The organism is Natronobacterium haloterrestre (assembly GCF_900112205.1).
In the GTDB taxonomy this organism is placed as follows: domain Archaea; phylum Halobacteriota; class Halobacteria; order Halobacteriales; family Natrialbaceae; genus Natronobacterium; species Natronobacterium haloterrestre.
In genome coordinates, this window is sequence record NZ_FOKW01000004.1 from 111,250 (window position 1) to 133,235 (window position 21,986).

Annotated in this window: 20 protein-coding genes; 12 read left to right on the top strand and 8 right to left on the bottom strand. The window is 66.3% G+C overall.

Annotated elements, in window-relative coordinates; genetic code table 11:
* Positions 1-97 precede the first annotated feature (97 nt).
* Together BM113_RS09480 and BM113_RS09485 are read right to left on the bottom strand one after the other, a co-directional pair.
* Positions 98-544 (bottom strand): UPF0179 family protein, encoded by a 447-nt coding sequence (locus BM113_RS09480; RefSeq protein WP_089787417.1) that lies wholly within the window; start codon positions 542-544, stop codon positions 98-100.
* A 138-nt stretch (positions 545-682) separates the two neighbouring features.
* Positions 683-1,117 carry a DUF5820 family protein gene (locus tag BM113_RS09485; protein WP_089787419.1) on the bottom strand — a complete coding sequence of 145 codons (435 nt, stop codon included), beginning with the start codon at positions 1,115-1,117 and terminating at the stop codon, positions 683-685.
* Positions 1,118-1,793: 676 nt separating this feature from the next.
* Here BM113_RS09485 and BM113_RS09495 point away from each other — a divergent pair.
* The 6 genes from BM113_RS09495 (at position 1,794) to BM113_RS09520 (ending at position 10,964) form a co-directional block, all read left to right on the top strand.
* Positions 1,794-3,866, top strand: a complete 2,073-nt coding sequence (locus tag BM113_RS09495; RefSeq protein ID WP_089787423.1) for a PrkA family serine protein kinase — start codon at positions 1,794-1,796, stop codon at positions 3,864-3,866.
* Position 3,867: 1 nt separating this feature from the next.
* Complete coding sequence (locus BM113_RS09500) at positions 3,868-6,153, top strand: PrkA family serine protein kinase (RefSeq protein ID WP_089787425.1); 2,286 nt, start codon at positions 3,868-3,870, stop codon at positions 6,151-6,153.
* A 16-nt stretch (positions 6,154-6,169) separates the two neighbouring features.
* Complete coding sequence (locus BM113_RS09505) at positions 6,170-7,498, top strand: DUF444 family protein (protein ID WP_089787427.1); 1,329 nt, start codon at positions 6,170-6,172, stop codon at positions 7,496-7,498.
* Between the two features lie 92 nt (positions 7,499-7,590).
* Positions 7,591-9,618, top strand: coding sequence for a SpoVR family protein (locus tag BM113_RS09510; RefSeq protein ID WP_089787429.1), 2,028 nt, complete (start codon positions 7,591-7,593; stop codon positions 9,616-9,618).
* 76 nt (positions 9,619-9,694) lie between these two features.
* Positions 9,695-10,522 (top strand): hypothetical protein, encoded by an 828-nt coding sequence (locus BM113_RS09515; protein ID WP_089787431.1) that lies wholly within the window; start codon positions 9,695-9,697, stop codon positions 10,520-10,522.
* Between the two features lie 46 nt (positions 10,523-10,568).
* Positions 10,569-10,964 carry a secondary thiamine-phosphate synthase enzyme YjbQ gene (locus BM113_RS09520; protein ID WP_089787433.1) on the top strand — a complete coding sequence of 132 codons (396 nt, stop codon included), beginning with the start codon at positions 10,569-10,571 and terminating at the stop codon, positions 10,962-10,964.
* A gap of 39 nt (positions 10,965-11,003) precedes the next feature.
* Here BM113_RS09520 and BM113_RS09525 read toward each other — a convergent pair whose 3' ends face one another.
* The gene (locus tag BM113_RS09525) at positions 11,004-11,669 is read right to left on the bottom strand and encodes a glycerophosphodiester phosphodiesterase (RefSeq protein ID WP_089787436.1); all 666 of its coding nucleotides are present in this window, start codon (positions 11,667-11,669) and stop codon (positions 11,004-11,006) included.
* A gap of 212 nt (positions 11,670-11,881) precedes the next feature.
* Between BM113_RS09525 and BM113_RS09530 the strand changes: the two genes are divergently transcribed.
* Together BM113_RS09530 and BM113_RS09535 are read left to right on the top strand one after the other, a co-directional pair.
* Positions 11,882-12,328, top strand: coding sequence for a response regulator (locus BM113_RS09530; RefSeq protein WP_089787438.1), 447 nt, complete (start codon positions 11,882-11,884; stop codon positions 12,326-12,328).
* Positions 12,329-12,494: 166 nt separating this feature from the next.
* Positions 12,495-13,214: an SDR family oxidoreductase gene (locus BM113_RS09535; protein WP_089787440.1), complete on the top strand. Its 720-nt coding sequence runs from the start codon at positions 12,495-12,497 to the stop codon at positions 13,212-13,214.
* On the opposite strand, the gene BM113_RS09540 is transcribed toward BM113_RS09535, so the two are convergent.
* Positions 13,211-13,540, bottom strand: coding sequence for a hypothetical protein (locus BM113_RS09540; RefSeq protein WP_007142552.1), 330 nt, complete (start codon positions 13,538-13,540; stop codon positions 13,211-13,213). The genes BM113_RS09535 and BM113_RS09540 overlap by 4 nt on opposite strands.
* Positions 13,541-13,709: 169 nt before the next feature.
* On the opposite strand from BM113_RS09540, the gene BM113_RS09545 reads away from it, so the two are divergent.
* Positions 13,710-13,940: a MarR family transcriptional regulator gene (locus BM113_RS09545; protein WP_089787442.1), complete on the top strand. Its 231-nt coding sequence runs from the start codon at positions 13,710-13,712 to the stop codon at positions 13,938-13,940.
* 93 nt (positions 13,941-14,033) lie between these two features.
* Here the strand turns inward: BM113_RS09545 and glnA are convergent, their stop codons facing one another.
* Positions 14,034-15,389 carry a type I glutamate--ammonia ligase gene (glnA, locus tag BM113_RS09550; RefSeq protein WP_089787444.1) on the bottom strand — a complete coding sequence of 452 codons (1,356 nt, stop codon included), beginning with the start codon at positions 15,387-15,389 and terminating at the stop codon, positions 14,034-14,036.
* A 188-nt stretch (positions 15,390-15,577) separates the two neighbouring features.
* Positions 15,578-15,808 carry a DUF8106 domain-containing protein gene (locus tag BM113_RS09555; protein ID WP_089787446.1) on the bottom strand — a complete coding sequence of 77 codons (231 nt, stop codon included), beginning with the start codon at positions 15,806-15,808 and terminating at the stop codon, positions 15,578-15,580.
* Positions 15,809-15,912: 104 nt separating this feature from the next.
* Here BM113_RS09555 and BM113_RS09560 point away from each other — a divergent pair, with 104 nt between their 5' ends.
* The 3 genes from BM113_RS09560 to BM113_RS09570 are packed head-to-tail and all read left to right on the top strand — an operon-like array spanning position 15,913 to position 20,324.
* Positions 15,913-16,275: a thioredoxin family protein gene (locus BM113_RS09560; RefSeq protein WP_089787448.1), complete on the top strand. Its 363-nt coding sequence runs from the start codon at positions 15,913-15,915 to the stop codon at positions 16,273-16,275.
* 51 nt (positions 16,276-16,326) lie between these two features.
* Complete coding sequence (locus BM113_RS09565; RefSeq protein WP_089787450.1) at positions 16,327-17,823, top strand: ribonuclease H-like domain-containing protein; 1,497 nt, start codon at positions 16,327-16,329, stop codon at positions 17,821-17,823.
* 8 nt (positions 17,824-17,831) lie between these two features.
* Positions 17,832-20,324, top strand: coding sequence for a DEAD/DEAH box helicase (locus BM113_RS09570; RefSeq protein WP_089787452.1), 2,493 nt, complete (start codon positions 17,832-17,834; stop codon positions 20,322-20,324).
* A 45-nt stretch (positions 20,325-20,369) separates the two neighbouring features.
* On the opposite strand, the gene BM113_RS09575 is transcribed toward BM113_RS09570, so the two are convergent.
* Positions 20,370-20,774 (bottom strand): hypothetical protein, encoded by a 405-nt coding sequence (locus BM113_RS09575; protein ID WP_089787455.1) that lies wholly within the window; start codon positions 20,772-20,774, stop codon positions 20,370-20,372.
* A gap of 353 nt (positions 20,775-21,127) precedes the next feature.
* The gene (locus BM113_RS09585) at positions 21,128-21,670 is read right to left on the bottom strand and encodes a cupin domain-containing protein (protein ID WP_245758013.1); all 543 of its coding nucleotides are present in this window, start codon (positions 21,668-21,670) and stop codon (positions 21,128-21,130) included.
* Between the last annotated feature and the right edge of the window lie 316 nt (positions 21,671-21,986).

The window sequence follows — 21,986 nt, forward strand, 5'->3', positions numbered from 1 at the left end:
AATACTGGGCGGTGCCATACGGAGACGGCTTTAGGCGACACTGGAGAATACGCCGGCTTCGAGGCGTTACGGCCCTGCTACGGGCCCAAGGAAGAACTCACTCGTCGGCATCGAGTTCGACCAGTTGCAGCGACCGATCCAGGTGACAGACCTCGTGGGGCGGATCGCCGAGGATGTCCCGGATGCGATACTCCTCGTCGAACTCGAGGCCGTCCGGTTCGCAGTACTCGTGGCTCGGACACTCGACGTACGGACAGGACCCGGGCAGGCTCGTCTTGCTGCCGGCGAACGCGCCTTTCGACGTGACGTTGGCCTCGACGGTAACTGGCTCGACCTCGACGGCCCGGACGCCGCCGTCGTGCATCGCACACTCGAGGGTCTGGGCGTTCTCGCGGACGTCGGTGACCCGGTACCTCGTGCCGGTCGAGAGATTCAGACACTGGCTGCGGTAGGGACAGCCGGCGCAGCCGTCGGCTTCCCCCTCGTAGACGAACTCGGTCCCCGGCTCCGCGAGCCGGGTGCCGACGAGCGTGACGGTCGACATGGAGGTCAGTACTCACCACGCGGGGTTAAGCCTCACGTCGCGTCGTGGCGAGGTACTCATACGGATTGCTGTAACTGTTTACCGGTGCAACCGCAGGACGGTTGCGGTTACGCCGGTAATGACTTACAGCAGTCCGTATCACTCGTCGACTCGGTCGTCCCCTTCCCTCCCCGTGAGTTCGTCCAGCTTTTCGAAGTACCGTTCCCGAGGAACCTGGTAGCAGTCGCGGTAATCGATCTCGCCGTCGTCGAACGCCCGCGCGAGTTCGCGACAGCGCTCGAGTGCCTCCCCCCTGGTGGAGAACCGATCGGCGCCCTCGACGGTGACGTCGGGCTCGAGGTAGAAGGTGACGAACCAGTCGCTCGCTCCGGTCGTCGTCGGGTTCGTCCCCGGACGGCGCGTTCGCTTCCCGTGGGTCAGGTACAGCGTGGGGAGACAGGCCGCAGGGAACTCGTCGCCATCGAAGACGTCGGGTCGATAGGCGAGGACGAGGCGGCCGTCGTCGCCTCGGGACCAGACGGTCCAGGTGTCGGGGAACTCCGTCCCCGCTGGCGGCTCCGTGGGATCGCTCATGGCGGCGAATTGGCGGGGCGCGCCTAAATGGGCGTCGTCCGGCCCGTCGCGTCTCTCAGTCAGTGCAGATCGAAGGGACGTATAACGTTTCGTACCTGTAACTGTCGATGACCGAGCGCGCGCGAGCCAAACACGGCATTGCAGGCCGTCCGTTTATGCCATCGGTCGCCGAAAATGAGGTGAGATACCAAGTGACAATCCGTCGTTCTGGCAGAAATCGCCTGGAATTAACTCCTGTCAAATACCTTTTGGGGCCAAGGTTAAGTACCTGGATTACTCACTCATTAAATACTATCGGTATCCGATCGCCGGACCGATCCACTCGGCGCCCGTCCCCGGCGCAGATAACGCGAGACCGACGATCCGGTCGTCGCGCAACGAAGAGTGGTAGAAGGTCACACATGACATGGAAGACCGACGCCGACCGACGAGAGCGACCCGTCGAGAGCGTTCGACGTGTGGGCGGCGACGGGACCGTGGAGATCGGTGCGGTGCGACGACGAACCCGTCGGCCGACGATGGACTCTACACACGCCCCGCGCGACCGCGACCGCAACTGCAGTAACCGCGACAGCGACGACCGGCGGCCGCGATCCGGGCGACGTGACGGAGCCGCGAACGACCGAGGCGCGCAGGCGGACGACCGACAGGCGGGGGAGACAACTTCAACGATACCATGACCGGTGACATCGAGACACTCGAGGAGCTGAGCACTGAATACAAGGAATCGATGCCCGCTGACCTGCGGGAAACCAAGTCCTTCGACTGGTACCTCGAGGAGGTGTACGAGGACCCGAAGATCGCTCGCAACGCCCACCAGCGCGTCGCGGACATGTTCGACTACTACGGGACGACCTACGACGAGACGGAGGGGGTCGTCGAGTACCAGTTGGCGAGCGAGGATCCGCTCAACGACGGCGAGAACACGTTCTACGGGCGGGTGATCCACCAGTCGATCCACGAGTTCGTCAACAAGGTGAAATCGGGCGCGAGGCGGCTGGGTCCCGAGCGGCGCATCAAGCTCCTGCTGGGGCCGGTCGGCTCCGGGAAGTCCCACTTCGACAAACAGGTCCGCCAGTACTTCGAGGACTACACGCTGCGCGAGGAGGGGCGGATGTACACCTTCGAGTGGAAGAACCTCTGTGACGTCGTCCAGGACCAGGACCCGGCCGACGACACCGTCCGCTCCCCGATGAACCAGGATCCGCTCGTGCTCCTCCCGCTCGAGCAGCGCCAGCGAGTCATCGACGACCTCAACGAGCGACTCGACGCGCCGTACACGATCCAGAACGAGCAGTCGCTGGATCCCGAGAGCGAGTTCTACATGGACAAGCTGCTGGCGTACTACGAGGACGACCTCCAGCAGGTCCTCGAGAACCACATCGAGATCGTTCGCCTGGTCGCCGACGAGAACAAGCGCCAGGCCCTGGAGACGTTCGAGCCCAAGGACAAGAAGAACCAGGACGAGACCGAGCTGACGGGCGACGTCAACTACTCGAAGATCGCCATCTACGGCGAGTCGGACCCGCGGGCGTTCGACTACTCGGGGGCGTTCTGTAACGCCAACCGGGGTGTCTTCTCCGGCGAGGAGCTGCTGAAGCTCCAGCGGGAGTTCCTCTACGACTTCCTGCACGCCACCCAGGAGCAGACGATCAAGCCGAAGAACAACCCCCGGATCGACATCGACCAGGTGATCGTCGGCCGGACGAACATGCCCGAGTACAAGGACAAGAAGGGCGACGAGAAGATGGAGGCGTTCAACGACCGCACCAAGCGGATCGACTTCCCGTACGTCCTGTCCTACGAGGACGAGGCCAGCATCTACGAGAAGATGCTCAACAACGCCGACGTCCCCGACATCAACGTCGAGCCTCACACGCTCGAGATGGCGGGACTGTTCGGCGTCCTCACCCGGATCGAAGAACCCGACGCCGAGACCGTCGACCTGCTCTCGAAGGCCAAGGCCTACAACGGCGAGATCGACGAGGGCGACGACATCGACGTCAAGAAGCTTCGGGAAGAGGCCGAGCAGAAGGCCGAGATCGGCGAGGGTATGATCGGCGTCTCGCCGCGGTTCATCGGCGACGAAATCGCCGAGGCGATCATGGACTCGAAGCACCGCTCCAGGGGCTTCCTCTCGCCGCTTACGGTGTTCAACTTCTTCGAGGAGAACTTAGAGCACCACGGTTCGATCCCCGAAGACCAGTTCCAGACCTACTACCGCTACCTCGAGACGGTCCGCGAGGAGTACAAGGAACGCGCCATCGAGGACGTCCGCCACGCGCTGGCCTACGACGTCGACGAGATCCAGCGCCAGGGCGAGAAGTACATGGACCACGTCATGGCCTACATCGACGACGACACGATCGAGGACGAGTTGACCGGGCGAGAACAGGAGCCCGACGAGACGTTCCTGCGCTCGGTCGAGGAGAAACTCGACATTCCGGAGGACCGCAAGGACGACTTCCGCCAGGAAGTCTCGAACTGGGTCTCCCGCCGTGCCCGCGAGGGCGAGGCGTTCAACCCGCAGGACAACGAGCGCCTGCGCCGCGCCCTGGAGCGCAAGCTCTGGGAGGACAAGAAGCACAACATCAACTTCTCCGCCCTGGTCAGCGCAAACGAGTTCGACGACGACGAACGGTCCTCGTGGATCGACGCCCTGATGGAACAGGGCTACTCCGAGGGCGGCGCGAAGGAAGTGCTCGAGTTCGCCGGCGCGGAGGTCGCCAAGGCCGAGATGGAAGACTAACATGACCGGCAACGACTACGTCACCGAGGCCGACCGCGAACTCGAGGCGACCTACGAGGAGCCGATGAGCCTCGCGGCGTACGTCGACCGGATCTTCGAGAACCCGACGATCGCCTCCCACGCCTCGAAGTACCTGCTCGAGGCGATCGAGGCCGCCGGTACCCGGACCGTCGTCGAAGAAGGCGAGGAGAAAGAGCGGTACCGCTTCTTCGACGACCCGCACAACGACGGCGAGCACGCCATCCTCGGCAACACCGAGGTCCTGAACGGGTTCGTCGACGACCTCCGGTCGATCGCCGCCGGCCGGGCGAAAGACGAGAAGATCATCTGGTTCGAGGGGCCCACCGCGACCGGCAAGTCCGAACTCAAGCGCTGTCTCGTCAACGGGCTGCGCGAGTACTCGAAGACGCCCGAAGGTCGACGATACACCCTCGAGTGGAACGTCGCGACGGCCGAGGCCGGCGAACGCGGACTGAGCTACGGCAGCGATCCGACCGCCACGGACGAGCAGAACTGGTACGAGAGCCCGGTCCAGGCCCATCCCCTCTCGGTGTTCCCGGAGGAGGTCCGCGAACGGCTGCTGGCCGACCTGAACGACGACCTCGAGGACCACGTCCCCGTCAGGGTCGACGCCGAACTCGACCCGTTCTCGCGGGAGGCCTACGACTACCTCGAGGAGCGGTACCGTCGGGATGGCGAGGAGGAACTGTTCTCGGCTATCGCCGACGAGAACCACCTCCGGGTCAAGAACTACGTCGTCGACGTCGGTCAGGGGGTCGGCGTCCTCCACAGCGAGGACGAGGGCCGGCCCAAGGAGCGACTCGTTGGCTCCTGGATGCACGGCATGCTCCAGGAACTCGACTCGCGGGGGCGCAAGAACCCGCAGGCGTTCAGCTACGACGGGGTGCTCTCGCAGGGCAACGGCGTCCTCACCATCGTCGAAGACGCAGCACAGCACGCGGACCTGCTCCAGAAGCTGCTGAACGTCCCCGACGAACAGTCCGTGAAACTGGACAAGGGGATCGGGATGGACGTCGACACCCAGATGCTGATCATCTCGAATCCCGACCTCGAGGCCCAGTTGAACCAGCACTCGGATCGCAACGGGATGGACCCGCTGAAGGCGCTCAAACGGCGGCTCGACAAACACCGCTTTGGCTACCTGACGAACCTCAGCCTCGAGTGTGAACTCATCCGCCGCGAACTGACAAACGAGACGGAGGTCTGGGAGGCCGACAGCTACGACGAACTCGAGAATCGCATCCGCGAGCCGGTGAGGGTGACGATCAAGGACCAGGACGGCGACGTCCGGACCCAGGAGTTCGCGCCCCACGCCATCGAGGCGGCCGCGCTGTACGCGGTCGTCACCCGGCTGGACGAGGAGAACCTGCCCAACGGGCTGGACCTTGTCGACAAAGCCAAGATCTACGATCAGGGCTACCTCCAGGAGGGCGACACCCGCCGCGAAAAAGAGGAGTTCGACTTCGACGACGACGGCGAGGACGGCGAACACGGGATCCCGGTCACCTACACCCGGGACACCCTCGCGGAACTCCTCCAGACCGACCGCGACCGACACCACGCCGAACTCCCCGTCGAGAACGTGGTCATGCCTCGCGACGTGCTGAACACGATGGCGGAGGGACTGGGCGACGCGCCCGTCTTCTCGACGGGCGAGCGCTCGGAGTTCGAGAACCGCGTCGTGCCGGTGAAAAACTACATCTACGACCGACAGGAGGCCGACGTCATCGAGGCCATCATGCACGAGAAACGCGTCGACGAGGAGACCGTCGGGGAGTACGTCGAACACGTCTACGCGTGGGAGACGGACGAACCGCTGTACAACGACCGCGGCGAGGAGGTCGAACCGGACCCGCTGAAGATGAAGCTGTTCGAGGTCGAACACCTCGGACGGTTCTCCGAGGACGACTACGAGGGGAACCTCCCCCGCGAGAGTGTCCGGAACTTCCGCCGCGAGAAGGTCATCACCTCGCTGAACCGCCACGCCTGGGAGCACCGCGACGAGGATTTCTCGGTCCAGGACGTCGACCTCACGGCGATCCCGGTCATCAAGAGCGTCCTCGAGAGCCACGACTGGGACGACGTCAAGCGGACCTTCGAGGACTTCGATCCTCGCCAGTGGGACGACCCGCCGAGCGGGACCGAGACGGCGTCGGTCAAGGAGGACACGATCGAGACGCTGGTCGAGGAGTTCGACTACTCCGAGGCGTCGGCCGAACTGACCAGCAGACACGTCATGGGACAGGTGAGCTACCGATGGGACTGAATAACGAGAACCGACCATGGGACTGAGAGACGACCTCGAACGATTCCGCGAAGTGGGCGAAAAGCGCCGCGAAGACCTGGCCGACTTCATCCAGTACGGCGACCTCGGGGGAAGCGGCGCGAACCAGATCAACATCCCGGTAAAGATCGTCTCCCTGCCGGAGTTCGAGTACGACCAGCGCGACCAGGGCGGCGTCGGCCAGGGCGACGGCGACACGCCAGACACCGGCCAGCCGGTGGGCCAGCCACAGCCCCAGCCCGGCGAGGACGGCGACGAGGGCGACGAACCCGGCGAGGAAGGCGGCGAGCACGAGTACTACGAGATGGACCCCGAGGAGTTCGCCGAGGAACTCGACGAGGAACTCGGGCTCGACCTCGACCCCAAGGGGAAGAAGGTCATCGAGGAGAAGGAAGGCCCCTACACCGACATGACACGGACGGGCCCCGACAGCACGCTCGACTTCGAGCGGATGTTCAAGGAGGGGCTCAAGCGCAAACTCGCGATGGACTTCGACGAGGACTTCCTGCGGGAAGTCTGCAAGGTCGAGGGCTTCGGCCCCCGCGACGTCTTCGAGTGGGCCCGCGGCGAGAGCATCCCCGTCTCGATGGCCTGGATCGAGGAGGCCTACGCCAACATTCCCGAGGACGAGCGCGACGAGTGGTCGTCGGTCGACGAACTCGAGTCGGAAGTCGAACGCGAGTCGATCCAGCAACAGATCCGGAGGGAGGGGATCAAACACGTCCCCTTCCGCCGCGAGGACGAGCGGTACCGTTACCCGGAGATCATCGAGGAGAAAGAGAAGAACGTCGTCGTCGTCAACATCCGGGACGTCTCCGGCTCGATGCGCGAGAAGAAGCGCGAACTCGTCGAGCGGACGTTCACCCCGCTGGACTGGTATCTCCAGGGGAAGTACGACAACGCCGAGTTCGTCTACATCGCCCACGACGCCGACGCCTGGCAGGTCGAACGAGACGACTTCTTCGGCATCCGCAGCGGCGGCGGGACGAAGATCTCGAGCGCGTACGAACTCGCCCAGGAACTGCTGGAGGAGTACCCCTGGACCGACTGGAACCGGTACGTCTTCGCCGCGGGCGACTCCGAGAACTCCTCGAACGACACCGAAGAGCGGGTGATCCCGCTGATGGAGGAGATCCCGGCGAACCTCCACGCCTACGTGGAGACCCAGCCCAGCGGCAACGCGATCAACGCCACCCACGCCGAGGAACTCGAGCGCCACTTCGGCCCCGACTCCGACGACGTCGCGGTGGCCTACGTCAACAGCAAGGGGGACGTGACCGACGCGATCTACGAGATCCTGAGCACCGAAGGTGAGACCGATGAGTAACGAAGCGAACGAAGTTCGCTTCGGCCCTCGCGCCAGCGCGAGGACCGATGCACGCGAAGCGCGCATCGAACCCACGAAAACCGGTGGTTTTCATGAGTAAGCGCAATTCCAACGCGGATCGGTTCCGCAAACAGGCGATCGCGGGCGACCTCGAGGAGCCAGTCGCGGAGGCTCGCAACCTCGCCGAGAAACTGGGCCTCGAGCCCTACCCGGTCAAGTACTGGATCATCGACTACGACGAGATGAACGAACTCATCGCTTACGGCGGCTTCCAGAGTCGCTACCCACACTGGCGGTGGGGGATGCAGTACGACAAACAGCGCAAGCAGGGCCAGTACGGCGGGGGCAAGGCCTTCGAGATCGTCAACAACGACAACCCGGCTCACGCCTTCCTCCAGGAGTCGAACACGCTGGCCGACCAGAAGGCCGTCATCACCCACGTCGAAGCCCACTCCGACTTCTTCGCGAAGAACGAGTGGTTCGGCCTGTTCACCGACGGCCGGGCCGACGAGGAGCAGGTCAACGCCGCCGCCATGCTCGAGCGCCACGCGCGAGCGATCGACGACTACATGTCCGATCCCGAGATCGACCGCGCGGAGGTCGAGAAGTGGATCGACCACTGCCTCTCGCTCGAGGACAACATCGACCAGCACCGCGTCTTCCAGCGCCGCCTCGAGGTCGAGGGGCCGCCGGAGGACCTCGACGAGGACCTAGCGGCGAAACTGGACGAACTCGAACTCTCCGACGAGATCAAAGGCGAAGTGTTCGACGAGGAGTGGGTCGAGAAACTCGAGGAGCGAGACGAACAGGTCACGTTCCCCGACCAGCCCCAGAAGGACCTGCTGGCGTTCGTCCGCGAGCACGGCAAGCAGTACGACGAGGAGTCCGAGCGGGCCGTCGAGATGGCCGAGTGGCAACGCGACGTGCTCGACATGATGCGGGCCGAGGCGTACTACTTCGCCGCCCAGAAGATGACGAAGGTGATGAACGAGGGGTGGGCCGCCTACTGGGAGTCGACGATGATGACCGACGAGCGGTTCGCCGGCGACGACGAGTTCCTCAACTACGCCGACCACATGGCGAAGGTACTCGCCTCCGGCGGACTCAACCCCTACAGCCTCGGCATGGAGCTGTGGGAGTACGTCGAGAACACGACGAACCGCCGCGAGGTCCTCGAGCGCCTGCTGCGCGTCGAGGGGATCTCCTGGCGCAACCTCACCGACGTCGTCGACTTCGGCGACGTCCTCGAGACGCTCGAGCCGCCGGCAGCGATCGCCGAGATCACGCCGGAAACCCTCGACGACCTCAAGGAAGTGTCCGACGAGTGGGTCGACCGCGAGGCCCTCGAGGCCGCCCAGGAGGGAGAGATCGACGTCGCGAAGTACCCCTGGAAGGTGCTGACCTACGAGGGGCTGGCCCGTCGACATTACTCGCTGGTCAAGCGCCAGCACCGCGGGTTCCTCTCGCGGGTCTCCCAGAACGAACTCGAGCGGATCGGCCGCTACCTGTTCGACGACGCCCGTTACTCGTCGGTGGAGGAGGCCCTCGAGGACGTCGACTTCGCCGCGGGCTGGGACCGCATGTTCGACGTCCGGGAGAGCCACAACGACGTGACCTTCCTCGACGAGTTCCTCACGGAGGAGTTCATCACCGAGAACCACTACTTCACCTACGAGCACTCGAAGGCGACCGGCCAGTTCCACGTCGCCAGCGACGCCGCCGAGGACGTCAAGAAGAAGCTCCTGTTGCAGTTCACCAACTTCGGGAAGCCGACGATCGCCGTCTACGACGGCAACTACAACAACGCCAACGAACTCCTGCTGGGACACCAGTACAACGGCGTCATGCTGGACATCGGGCAGGCCCAGGAGACCCTCAAGCGGATCTTCGAACTGTGGGGTCGGCCCGTGAACCTCCTGACCATCGTCAAGGAAGTCGACGAACACGACGTCGAGGTCGCGAAACGACGCAACCGCGAACCCGAGGCCGAGGAACGCGGGAAACTGATCCGGTACGACGGCGACGAGGTAACGACGGAGACCGTCCCCTGGGAGGAAGTCGAACATCTCGCGGCCGACGACGTCGACTACGACACGAAGCCCGAGGATTGGCTCGCCTGAAATATCTTTCTTCTATTGCAGTTCGGATTAAACTGACGGAAGGTTTTTCTTTACGATGGAACATTGAGCGGACACCATGGACGGGGAAGGGGGAAACGCCGTGGGACAGCACCGCGATTCCGAAGCGGGGGAAGACGCCGGTTCGGGGGCCGGCGGCGACTCCAGCGTCGGTTCGAGCGCGGACGTCTCGTCAGGGGCGTCGGAGTTCGACCTGCCGTCGGTCCTCGCTCGACTCGACGATCCGACGCCGGCGACGCGCCGCGAGGCCGTCGACCGGATCCGGGACGCCATCGACCACGAAGAGCGTCCCGAACGCTGTCTGCCGGCCGTCCCGAAGCTACGAACGCTACTCGAGGAATCGACAGCGGAGATCGACTATCACGACGAGGTCGCGTACTGTCTGGCGGAACTGGCCGCCGAGTCACCGACGGACGTCGCGCCGTCGACCGACGCGATCGCCGGGTTCGTCGACGATCACGACTCGCACGCGGCGACGCCCGACCTGCTTCGCTGTCTCGCCGCCGTCGCCGCCGAGCGGCCCGCCGCGGTCGGCGACCACCTCGAGACCCTCGCCGTCGGCCTCGACCACGAGTCGCCCGCCGCACGGGCCGACGCCGCGACTGCACTGAGCCGCGTCGTGGAAGGAGCGAGCGACGACGACGTGGCCGGTATCGAGGCCGGGGACATCGACGCGACCCTCCCGTGGGGCCGCGTGCTCGAATCCCTCGAGGACGATCCGGCCTCCGTCCGGGAGAACGCGTGTCGGGTAATCGGGTTCGCGACCGAACTGGAGATCGAACTCGAGGTCGACGCCGTCCGGGACCGTCTCGCGGCGCTGGCGGACGGGGATTCCGTGCCCGCGGTCCGCGAGCGGGCGGAGTGGGCGCTCGAGCGTCTCCCGTAACGGGACGACCGCAAAGGACGCCTCGCTCGCGACCGTACGAACCCGCATGCGGACCACGTTTACAGTCGAGACCGACGCGAGGTTGACGACCGTCGACGTCACCGACCGGGTAGCAGACGCCGTGCCCGACGACCTCTCGTCGGGAACTTGTACGGCATTCGTCGAGCACACGACGGCCGGGCTCGCCGTCCAGGAGAACGAATCCCGGCTCCGGGAGGACATCGAGTCGTTTTTCGCCGATCTCGTGCCGGACGAGGGCCACGCTCACGACCGGATCGACGACAACGCGGACTCACACCTCCGAGCGACGCTGCTCGGTCCCGAGGCGACGCTTCCGGTAGCTGACGGCGACCTCGCGCTGGGGACCTGGCAGTCGCTCCTGCTGGTCGAGTGTGACGGGCCACGAACCCGGACGGTGTCGGTGACGACGGTCGGGGACTGAGTGGCCGGTTCGGACCACCGAGTGCCCCAATCACGCCGATCACACCCGGAGCGGTCGATCCGCAGAGACGCAGTCGACGCCCCACACGCCGAGCACCCTCGCCGTGAGTCGCCGCTCGAGCGACCAGGCGTGAATCTCGAGCCCCAGCCGCTTCGCGCGGGGAACGAGCCGCGTCGTCAGGCAGCGTCCGTAGTTCGCGCCGATCACGTCGCAGTCGAGTTCGATCGCGGTCGTCACGGGCGTCTCGAGTCGGCGGCTGGCCAGCAGGCCCGTCGGCTGGCTGCGGTCGTGTTCGCGGATCGCCCGCAACTCGGACTCGAGAAACGAGGTCGTCACGACGCGGTTGTCGAGACCGGCGTCGCTCAGGGCATCGAGCACGTCGGCGGCGATCCCGGACGATTTCACCTCGAGGTTGATCTCGACGGTGTCGGGGACGGCCGCGAGCATCTCCTCGAGCGTCGGGATCCGTTCCTCGGAGTCGAGGACGGTGTATCGCTTGAGTTCCTCGAGGGATTTCTCCGCGACGGGGCCGGTTCCCTCGGTCACCCGGTCGATCGTCTCGTCGTGGACGACCACGAGTTCGCCCGACCCACAGCGCCGGACGTCGAATTCGACGGCGTCGGCGCGGGCGGCCGCCGAGCGAACCGCGGCGATCGTGTTCTCCGGTGCCGTCGCCGCGAACCCTCGATGGGCGATGAGTCGCATTCGACCGCACAAACGGGGGCACCGGGGTTATATTGCTCGCTGGCGATCGAAACACGCAACCACGCCCCCGTCGCGGGTGTCGATTCCTGCTGGGCTCCAAAGATTTTAGTAACTATCTTTAACCGTGTACGGTCGCTACGTTGGAACGGATTCGGTCGCAGTGACCACATCACGAGTATCAAAATGGGGAACCTTACAGTGAGAGGTCGACGATGACGGGGAACGGGGAACGGGTCGAGATCCTTCTCGTCGAAGACAATCCGGGGGACGTTCGACTCATCGAAGAGGCGTTCAAGGAACTCTCGATTACCGTCACGCTGGAGGCCGTCTCCGACGGGGACGAAGGACTCGACTTCCTGTACGAGCGCGTCGAGGACGCGGCCGCGTCTGTACCCGACTTCGTCCTGTTGGACCTGAACCTGCCGCGAATGGACGGATTCGAGTTCCTCGAGGCCGTGCGGAACGATCCGGATCTCGCGCGGCTCCCGGTCCTGGTCCTGACGAGTTCGAAGGCCAGCGACGACGTCCTCGAGAGCTACGAACTGTCGGCCAACGCCTACCTGACCAAGCCGACCGATCCGGACGAGTACGCGTCGATGGTACAGTCGGTCGCTGAGTTCTGGTTCAAACGCGCCGCACTGCCGACGCTGTCCGCCTAACTGTTCGTCTCTCGGGTCGGCGTCCCGGCCATACATCCGCTCTATAGTAACAACTGAAACTGTCTTGCACACTGATCGCACGGCAGTCGTGCGATCGGGTACACACCGACTTCAGTGGCTACTATAGCCCCCGCTATTGATGCGTCAGGGGCCCGTACGTTCCGGCATGCCGTCTACCGACTTCGACGTCGATTTCGACGGAACCGTCGCCGTCGTTACGGGGGCCAGCGGAGCCCTGGGAAGCGCAGCAGTCGACCGGTTCCGGGAGGCGGGCGCAACCGTCTGTGCAGTCGACGTGGTCGAACCCGACGACGATGACAGCCTGCTCGAGCCCGACGACCGGACCCACTTCTACGAGGCCGACCTCACCGACGAGAGCGAGGTCGCCGACCTCGTCGAGACGATCGTCGACGATCACGGGCGCATCGATCACCTGCTCAACGTGGCCGGCACCTGGCGCGGCGGCGATCCGATCGCCGAAACCGACCTCGAGGAGTTCGAGTTCCTGCTGGACGTCAACCTGAAAACCGCGTTCCTGGCCTCGAAACACGCACTTGCGCACCTCGAGGAGACGGAGGGATCGATCGTCAACGTCAGCGCCCGGTCGTCGCTCGAGGGCGGAGAGGGGGACGGCCCGTACCGGATCTCGAAGGCGGGCATTCGGCTACTCACCGAGACGCTCGCCGAGGAGAACCTCGGGACCGTCCGTGCAAACTGCGTCATGCCGAGCGTCATCGATACGCCGATGAACCGGGAGATGATGCCCGACGCGGACCACGACTCGTGGGTCGAACCGGGCGAGATCGCCGAGACGATGACGTTTCTCTGCAGCGACGGCGCGGCGGTAACGAGCGGCGCGGCGGTGCCGGTCTACGGCGAGGCCTAGCGCTCGACCGTTTTCGACCTGATCTCGTCGCCCTCGCGCCACTGGTAGTACCAGTACTCGGTACCGGCGATCTCGGTCTCGGTGACGGTCGCTCGCTCGGGGACGCCCGGCGGGTAGTCGTCACCGTCACCGTCACCGTCATCGTCACCATCACCGTCTCCCGAACCGCCGCCCGCCTCGAGCCAGTCCGCGAGGTCGGCGGCGTACAGCGCGACGTCCCGGATCGTTTCCGGATCGTACTCCCGTAACTCCTCGAGCGCGCTCCGCAGGTCCTCGTCCGTGATCGTCGCGGGCACCGTCGGTTCCTCGTCGCCGGGATCGGTCATGCGTCTCGTCGTTCGATGGGTGCGGCCGTAAAACGGTCGCGTCCTCCGGGCCACGAGCGACGGCGTGTCACGAGAGACGGTGACAACGGTCCTACTAGGACGTAGCGTTCCATTTTAACACAATGGCCGGTGCGCCTATATACGGGAACGTGGTCCGGTCGCAGTGACAATGCAATCACAGGAGCACCGTTCCGAGAAACGGATCGAACCGGTCCCGGAAGGAGTCGAGTCGGCACAGGCGAAACTCGTCTACATCTACCTCGAGGCGGTCGGCGGCGCGACGGTCGACGAACTGGCTGACGTCCTGACGTTGAAGAAAATAGACGTGCTGAGCGTGCTGAACTCGCTGTCGACCGCGGGCGTGATCGAACGGGACGGCGACGAGTACGTCGCGTCCTGAGGAGGGGTCGGTTTTCGACGCGGCCGCTGACGCACGCGGCGCACAGTAGCGAGCGGTCGGGAAGGCCGGACGGGAGTCGGCCGTCGTATCGGCCTAGAACGTCTCGAGGTAGCGGTCGAGTTCCCACTCGGAAACGTCGACCAGGTACTCCTCGAACTCCTGGCTCTTCGCTTCGACGAACTTCGGCGCGACGTGGTCGCCAAGCGCGTTGTAGACGACCTCGTCCTCCTCGAGGGCGTCGACCGCCTGACCGAGGTTCGACGGCAGCGTCTCGATGCCGTACTCCTCGCGGGTCTCCTCGTCGAACTCGTAGATGTTCTCCCGGATCGGTTCGGGGCACTCGAGGTCGTTCTCGATGCCGTCGAGGCCGGCGTGGATCATGACGGCGAACGCGAGGTAGGGGTTACACGACGGGTCCGGCGAGCGCAGTTCGATGCGCGAGGCGGCCGGGACGCGGGCCGCAGGCTTGCGGACCAGGGCCGACCGGTTGCGGTCGGACCAGGCGACGTACACCGGTGCCTCGTAGCCGGGCACCAGGCGCTTGTAGCTGTTTACGGTCGGGTTCGCGACCGCCGTGATCGCCGGCGCGTGCTCGAGGATGCCGGCGAGGTACGACCGTGCGGTGTCGCTCAGGTTGAACTCGTCGTCCTCGTCGTGGAAGGCGTTCTCGCCGCCGGCCTCCATCAGCGACATGTGGGTGTGCATCCCCGAGCCGTTGATCTTCGGGATCGGCTTGGGCATGAACGTCGCGTGGAGGTCGTGCTGGGCCGCGATAGCGCGGACGACGGTGCGGAAGGTGGCGACGTTGTCCGCGGTCGCCAGCGCGTCGTCGTACTCGAAGTTGATCTCGTACTGGCCGCGGGCGACCTCGTGGTGGCTGGCTTCGATCTCGAAGCCCATGTCCTCTAAGCCGTAGATGATGTCCCGGCGAACGTCGCTCGCGAGGTCCTTCGGCGCGAGGTCGAAGTAGCCGCCGTGGTCGGCGGTCTCGGTCGTCGCCCGTCCCTCCTCGTCCTCCTCGAACATGAAGAACTCCGGTTCGGGCGCGAAGTTGACCTCGTACCCCATCTCCTCGGCCCGCTCGAGGGCCTGGCGGAGCACGTACCGTGGGTCGCCCTCGAACGGCTCGCCGGTCGAGGTGTCGTAGACGTCACAGATCATCCGGGCCGCGGCGCTCTCCTCGTCCTGACGCCACGGGAGGACGGCGAACGTCTCCGGGTCGGGAACCAGACGCATGTCCGATTCCTGGATGCGGACGAACCCTTCGATCGACGAACCGTCGAAGTAGATCCCCTCGGTGAACGCCTTCTCCGCCTGGCGGGCGGGGACGGCGACGTTTTTCACCGTTCCCAGGATGTCGGTGAACTGTAACCGAAGGAAGTCGACGTCTTGCTCTTCGATTTCGTCCAGTACGTCCTGTTCCGCCGAAGTCAGTTTTCCGTTTGCCATCTTTTGCTCGAGTAGTCCATCGACTTCTACTATTAAAGCTCTATTGTTGTGGGCGAATATCCGACAATCTGCCAGAGAGTGGACGGCTGTAAACCCGTGTGGCAATATCTGCGAGCGCGGTCGGAGTGCGTCGGAAAACGAGGCGCGAAATTCGAGAAACGTCTCGACGAGTCGCTGATCGGCCGGATCTATCTGGACGGGACGGGGCGCCGGGGGCCACCGTCCGTGCGTTCGTGGCCCGGTCGCTCGTCGATCGTCGTATCACAGACCGGACAGACGTACTCCACGACGCCATCGCTCGAGCGGCGAATCCAGTCGCCGTCGATGGTGCTCGCGTGAGCGCACGCCCAGCAGAACAGGACCGATTTGCGACGATCCGACGGGGCGGCGTCGTCGGTCGAAGGGGCGGATCGTGTCATCACCGATAGTACGGGCTCGAGCGGTATAGGCCCTTTTTATAACGGTTAATCCGGTGCGTCGCGCTACCCGTCAGCCGTTTCAGCGGTCGCCCCCTACGCTGGGTATGACCGACCCCGAAACCAGACCACAGCGGCTCGAGGACGCCGACGAACTCGACGCGTTCGTCGCGAACCACGACGTCGCGCTCGTCGAACTGTTCACGAGTGGCTGTCCGAAGTGCCAGGCGATGGAGCCGGTACTCGGCAACGTCGCCCGTTCGACGGGCGTCCCCGTCGGCCTCGTCAACCTCGGCGACGACCCGCGACTCGTCGAGCGATTCGAGGTCCAGTCCGTGCCTGCCCTCGTCGTATTCCGCGACGGGGAACGTGTTGCCCACCTGGCCGACGGCTTCGTCGGCGGCGACGAACTCACCTCGTTTCTCGCGGACCACGCCCCGGACGCGGTCGACGGGGCGAGTACAGCCTAACCGCGCCCGCGTCCACGAAATCTTAAGCCTCCCCGCCCGAACCCACCACGTGTGACGACTCGAGGTGGCGCGACCCTGCTCGCGGTTCGCTGCGAGACCCTCGCCGAGCGGGGCGACCCGGCGCTGTCGGACGCCCTCGAGTATTTCGACCCCGACCTCGTCTACGTGCTCCGGGAAGGGTTCGACCCACGGATCGCGAGCCGGTTCCGGCGCGCGTTCGACGGCCCCGTCGTCCGCGCCGACGACCCTCGGCGGGACGGCTGGAGAGTGGAGACCGTCGCCGGGATCCGCTTTCTCTTCGCGGACGCCCCCGAGCAGTTGACGGACTCTGCGGACGACCCGCCCGCGGACGCCGACTACGTCGTCTGTGACGCCATCGAGACTCGCACGGACGCCGTCTCGCTCGAGGTCGACCTCGCTGGACGGGAGGCGATCGCGGCGTACCGAGCGCGGGTAGCTGACGAGCGGGCGGGCGACGGCGGTCCGACCGTCCTCACCGGCGCGCTCGAGGCGGGCTACGACCACGTGTGGACGGCGACGGTCGACGGGAGCCGCGTTCGACTCCCGGTCCGCGGCGTCGGCCCGATCCGTCGTGCCGGGGCCGCCGAACTCGCCTGCCTCGCCTGCGGTCCGGACGGGTCGGTCGCGGTCTCGTCCGTTCCGGCCGACCGGTTCGGCCTGACGGCCCTCGAGGGCGTCGGTCCCGAAACGGCGGATCGACTCCGTGCAGCCGGCTACGACGACCGAGATGCGGTCGCCGAGGCCGCGCTCGCGGACCTCCGGTCGGTCCGCGGGATCGGGACCGCGACAGCCGAAACGATCCGCGGGAGCGCACGGGCCGTCGCCGAGGGCAGAGTCGTACGCCGAACCGACGACCCCGTTCCGCCCGCCGACGCCACGCCGCTTTTCGTCGACATCGAGACGGACGGTCTCCATCCGACGGTGATCCCCCTGATCGGCGTCTACGATCCCGACCGCGGCGCCTACGTCGATTTCGCCGACCGCGATCCATCGCGGGACGACCCCGGCCGCGCGACCCGCGAGTTCGTCGACTGGCTGGCCGCCGAGTACGACCGGCCCGCGCTGGTCGCCTGGAACGGCCACGAGTTCGACTTCCCCCACCTCGAGCGGTTCGTCGCGAAATACGCGCCCGGGTTCCGGGAGTACTGGCGCGAGCACGTCTCGACGTACGACCCCTACGACTGGGCGGTCCGGGGCGACAACGCCGTCCTGCCGGGGCGAACGAACCGCCTCGGCGACGTGGCCGCGGCGCTGGACTGCGACCGCGGCCCCGAGGTCGCGGCGATCGACGGCCGAACGCTGGGGACGCGGATCCGTCGGCTGCTCGAGGCCGACGGTGCCGGTGCCGGTGCCGGTGCCGCGGACGGACCCGACGCCGTCGGCGTCGACTGGGAGCGCGCCCGCCGCTACTGCGAGGCCGACGTTCGGGAACTGGCGGCCGTGTACGACGCTATTGTAACGGCGGAAACGACGGACGAATCGCACGACGAGCGGGAGACGACCCAGACCGGACTCACCGATTTCTGACACCAGCCATGGACGACCGCACTGCCGACGACCTCGCGCTCACCCCCGACGATCTCCGGGACAGCTACCCGACCGACCGCTATCGCGGCCAGATCCGCGAGCGGATCACGATCCCCGCACGGTCGGCCGACCACGTCCCGCCCGGCGACGTCCTCCCCCCGACGCTCGCCGCGCGGCTCCCCGTCGACCTCTGGAGCCACCAGGCCGAGGCCCTCGAGTCGCTTTCCGCCGGCGAGAACGTCTGCGTCTCGACGTCCACCTCGTCGGGGAAGACCTACGTCTACGGCCTCGAGATCGCCCGTCGCGCCCTCGAGAACCCGGACGTCCGCGCGTTGCTCGTCTACCCCACCAAGGCGCTCAGCCGCGACCAGCGGCGGGAACTCGCGGAGTTGTTCGACGACCTCGGACTGGACCTGACCGTCGGCGTCTACGACGGCGACACCGACCCCGGCGACAAGGCCCGCATCCGCGAGGAGGCGAACGTCGTCATCACGAACGTCGCGGGGCTGAACCAGTACCTCGAGGGGCACCACCGCTGGGCCGGGTTCCACGCGAACTGCGAACTGGTGGTCGTCGACGAGGCCCACTCCTGGACCGGGATCAGCGGCATGCACGCGGCCTGGATCCTCCGGCGGGCCCGGCGCGTGATCGACTGGTACGGCGGCGCCCCCCAGTACGTCCTGACCAGCGCGACGATCGGCAACCCCGGCGACCACGCCGCGGCGCTGACCGGCGAGCCGGCGACGGTGATCGACGAGGACGGCTCCCCGAGGGGCCGCCGGCACCTCGTGTTCTGGGAGCCGCCCGAACGAAGCGGGGACGACGACGGGATTCCCAGCAAGCGGCCCGCGACCGTCGAAGCACCGGAGCTGTGGGCCCACTGCTGTTACCACGGCGTCCCCTCGCTGCTGTTTTGCGACTCCCGCAAGGCGACCGAACTGGCCGTCGACCGCGCGACCGACTTCGTCGAGCACCCGACGCTGCCCTACGCCGGCGGCGTCGCCCTCGAGCCGTACAACGCGGGCCACGGCAAACGGTCGCGCCGCGAGACCGAACGCCGGCTGAAGTCCGGCGACCTCGACGGGGTCGCGACCACCAGCGCCCTCGAGGTCGGGATCGACGTCGGCGGGATCGACGGGACCGTGCTCATGGGCTATCCCGGCTCGCGAAGCTCCTTCTGGCAGCGGATCGGCCGCGCCGGACGCGGAACCCGGGACGCCCTCTCGGTGTTCGTCCCCGACCAGGCCACCCTCGACGGCTACGTCAGCCGCCATCCCGAGTACCTGTTCGAGAACGACCCCGAGGACGCCGTCGTCGACCTCGAGAACCACCCAGTCTTCCTGCAACACCTCCGCTGTGCGGCCCAGGAGTTGCCGGTGACCCGCGACGACGCGGACCCCTTCGGCGGACGCGACCGCCTCGAGCGGGCCGTCGCGTACGGACGCAAGACCGGCGACCTCGAGGGATCGCTCGCCGGCGGGGTGACCTACGCCCGGCGGGACCGCCCCCAGGACGATATCAGCCTCTACGCCACCGGCGGTACGACGTTCGACGTCCGCGTGGCCGGCGAGGGTTCGATCGACCACGAGCCGATCGGCGAGGCCCGTGCGTACCGGGACTACCACGAGGGCGCGACGGTGCTCTACCGGGGCGACCGGTACGAGGTGCGCGAACTCCGGGCCGATCGACCGCAGCCGTTCGTCGAACTCGAGCCCGCGGACGTCGACTACTACACCCAGTCCCAGCGGCAGGTGGCGATCCACGACACCGAGGTCCGCGAGTCGCGGGCGGTCGACGTCGCCGACGGGAACGGGTTCCGCCTCAACTGGGGCTACGGCACCGTCACCGTCCGCTACCCCACATACACCAAACGCGACGTCGAAACCGGTGAGGTACTCGAGACCGGCCTCGAGACCGGCGTCCCGCCGGTCGAGATGCGAACCCAGCTGTGCTGGGCGGAGGTGCCGACCGGGGTCGAACGGGCGGTGACCGAGACCCACTCCGACTACCGCAACGAGGAGTGCGTCGACCTCCCGCCCCGGCTCCACGGCTACCTCGGCGGCATCCACGCGATCGAACACGCCATGATCGGCGTCGCGCCCCTCGAGTTGACCGTCGACTCGAACGACCTCGGCGGGCTCGCGACGAACCGACTGCCCGACGCGCCGGACACCAGCGGCTGGTTCATCTACGACGGGGTCGAGGGCGGACTCGGGTTCTCCCGGCGGATCTACGAGGAATTCGAGGACGTCGCCCGCCGCGCCCGGGAGCTGATCGTCGACTGCGACTGCGGCCGCGACGAGGGGTGTCCGGCCTGTCTCATGAGCGACCGCTGTGGGAACGACAACCGGCCGCTGTACGGCCCCGCAGCGACCGACGTGATCGACGCCCTGCTCGGCGAACGCGGGGCGGAGCCGGCCGATCTCGAGCCGACGGCCGCCTCGGGGGAGACGAGCGAGGGCGACGACGGGAGGCGTCGGCCACCGGCGTCGGTCTCCTGATCGGGGTCGATCGACGGGGAGAAAGGTCTCTGGGGCGCAGCCCCGTTACTCGCTCACTTCGTCGGCTTCGGCGGCCAGCTCCTCGAGCGAGACCTCCCCGTCGAGGAACCGTTCCCCCAGGTCCGTCACGTCGTACATCCCCGTCGCCACCTTCTTCAGGAGCCCCCGTTTCGCCAGTTCGCGACAGCGGTGGCTGGCCACTGGGCCGCGACAGACGTCCGCCTCGGCCGCGTGGCTCGGCGCGAAGTTGTGGTCCTCCCGCAGCACCGCGAGGATCTCCTCGTCCTCCGGCTCGAGCCAGTCGGGGCCGGGCGACTCCGCCTCGAAGCTCCGAAAGCCGGTGGGTGTGGGGGACCGGCCAGTGGTTTGGTCGGGCTCGGGGTCGGGGTCTGGATCGACATCGGCCCCGGAACCAGCGTCGCCATCGTTCTCGTTCGCGTCCGGAGTCATACGCGTCCCTAGTCGGCGACCGCTCAAGAAGCATCGGGATCGCCGCGCGACCGTCGCACCGGCGCCCCGTCAGGACGGGTGCTGGTGGCTGATCTTCTCCGCGACCGTCCCCGGAACCGGGGTTCCACAGTCCTTGCACTTCCAGGTGGGGGAGGCTGCACCCGGTTCCTTCTCCATGTCCTGTCTGAACCTGAGTTGGGCGCCGCAGACGCACCTGTGCGTGGAACGGGTCATACCCGTTCCGTACGGACTCGAGGCGATAAAACGTCTGCCCGCAGTTCCGTCGGTGAGAACGGAGGGCACCAGCGTGGCGGGCAGCGGCCATCGGCGCGGACCAGCGTCGGCGTCGCCGATCACCCGGGGAGATCGTAACCGAGCAAGCGCCCGAGGCCAGCCAGGCCCTTGAACGCCCAGTGTGGTGGGTTTACCGCACGGATGTCCCCCTCGTGTTCCGTCGTCAGCATCGCCAACAGTACGACGTCGTCGAAGCCGTCCGGGGGTAACGACACGCCTCGCTCCGTCACGAGGCGATGGAACCTCCGGAAGAACTCCTCGTGCCGTAACGCGGGCTCGTGGACGTTGATGAGTTCCACGGGCGTCTTGTTCCTGAAGGTGTGCGGCGTTCCCGGTGGGACCGTGTGTTCTTCACCGGCCGACACGTCCGTCCATTCACCGTCCACGTACACTTCCAGCACGCCGGAGCGCACTTCGTAGCGTTCTTCGGCGTGTGGATGGGTGTGGACGAACGGCCCCTCCTCGGGGACGGATTCGATCTCGAATCGCATCTCCAGTAGCTCGCCGTTCGTGTCCTCGGTCGAACGCGTGATCTCCCAGCGGCCGGGGAACTCCCCGAAATCGAGCACGCGGTTCGGTTCCCTGTGTTCTTTGGCCGTCATGCTGTCCCCTCCGGCCCGGTACGGTCGGGCTTGCAGTCCGTGTTGCGCGTTGTGATCATTGGTGCCACCCACGAGATCCGGTTTGCCGTTTCGCCATCTCCGCTTCTTTCGTCGCTCACCGACCACTACGTCGCGTGGTCGCGCCCTGCGCCGGGCGAATGATAGTAGCAGCGGGATCGGGTTATGTGTTAGGAGAAGGATATTTCTCTAGCCCGACCGAGCGGAATCCAGCTTCCGGAGGTTCGTGCTCGAGTGGCCGGATCATGGAGCCGACGGCCGATGGGTACTCCGCCGCGATGCGGAACGGCCCGGACGG

Bases quoted from the DNA above. Each gene is read 5' to 3' on its own strand.
- BM113_RS09480 (WP_089787417.1), bottom strand. From the start codon at position 544: ATGTCGACCGTCACGCTCGTCGGCACCCGGCTCGCGGAGCCGGGGACC.
- BM113_RS09485 (WP_089787419.1), bottom strand. From the start codon at position 1,117: ATGAGCGATCCCACGGAGCCGCCAGCGGGGACGGAGTTCCCCGACACC.
- BM113_RS09495 (WP_089787423.1), top strand. From the start codon at position 1,794: ATGACCGGTGACATCGAGACACTCGAGGAGCTGAGCACTGAATACAAG.
- BM113_RS09500 (WP_089787425.1), top strand. From the start codon at position 3,868: ATGACCGGCAACGACTACGTCACCGAGGCCGACCGCGAACTCGAGGCG.
- BM113_RS09505 (WP_089787427.1), top strand. From the start codon at position 6,170: ATGGGACTGAGAGACGACCTCGAACGATTCCGCGAAGTGGGCGAAAAG.
- BM113_RS09510 (WP_089787429.1), top strand. From the start codon at position 7,591: ATGAGTAAGCGCAATTCCAACGCGGATCGGTTCCGCAAACAGGCGATC.
- BM113_RS09515 (WP_089787431.1), top strand. From the start codon at position 9,695: ATGGACGGGGAAGGGGGAAACGCCGTGGGACAGCACCGCGATTCCGAA.
- BM113_RS09520 (WP_089787433.1), top strand. From the start codon at position 10,569: ATGCGGACCACGTTTACAGTCGAGACCGACGCGAGGTTGACGACCGTC.
- BM113_RS09525 (WP_089787436.1), bottom strand. From the start codon at position 11,669: ATGCGACTCATCGCCCATCGAGGGTTCGCGGCGACGGCACCGGAGAAC.
- BM113_RS09530 (WP_089787438.1), top strand. From the start codon at position 11,882: ATGACGGGGAACGGGGAACGGGTCGAGATCCTTCTCGTCGAAGACAAT.
- BM113_RS09535 (WP_089787440.1), top strand. From the start codon at position 12,495: ATGCCGTCTACCGACTTCGACGTCGATTTCGACGGAACCGTCGCCGTC.
- BM113_RS09540 (WP_007142552.1), bottom strand. From the start codon at position 13,540: ATGACCGATCCCGGCGACGAGGAACCGACGGTGCCCGCGACGATCACG.
- BM113_RS09545 (WP_089787442.1), top strand. From the start codon at position 13,710: ATGCAATCACAGGAGCACCGTTCCGAGAAACGGATCGAACCGGTCCCG.
- glnA (WP_089787444.1), bottom strand. From the start codon at position 15,389: ATGGCAAACGGAAAACTGACTTCGGCGGAACAGGACGTACTGGACGAA.
- BM113_RS09555 (WP_089787446.1), bottom strand. From the start codon at position 15,808: ATGACACGATCCGCCCCTTCGACCGACGACGCCGCCCCGTCGGATCGT.
- BM113_RS09560 (WP_089787448.1), top strand. From the start codon at position 15,913: ATGACCGACCCCGAAACCAGACCACAGCGGCTCGAGGACGCCGACGAA.
- BM113_RS09570 (WP_089787452.1), top strand. From the start codon at position 17,832: ATGGACGACCGCACTGCCGACGACCTCGCGCTCACCCCCGACGATCTC.
- BM113_RS09575 (WP_089787455.1), bottom strand. From the start codon at position 20,774: ATGACTCCGGACGCGAACGAGAACGATGGCGACGCTGGTTCCGGGGCC.
- BM113_RS09585 (WP_245758013.1), bottom strand. From the start codon at position 21,670: ATGACGGCCAAAGAACACAGGGAACCGAACCGCGTGCTCGATTTCGGG.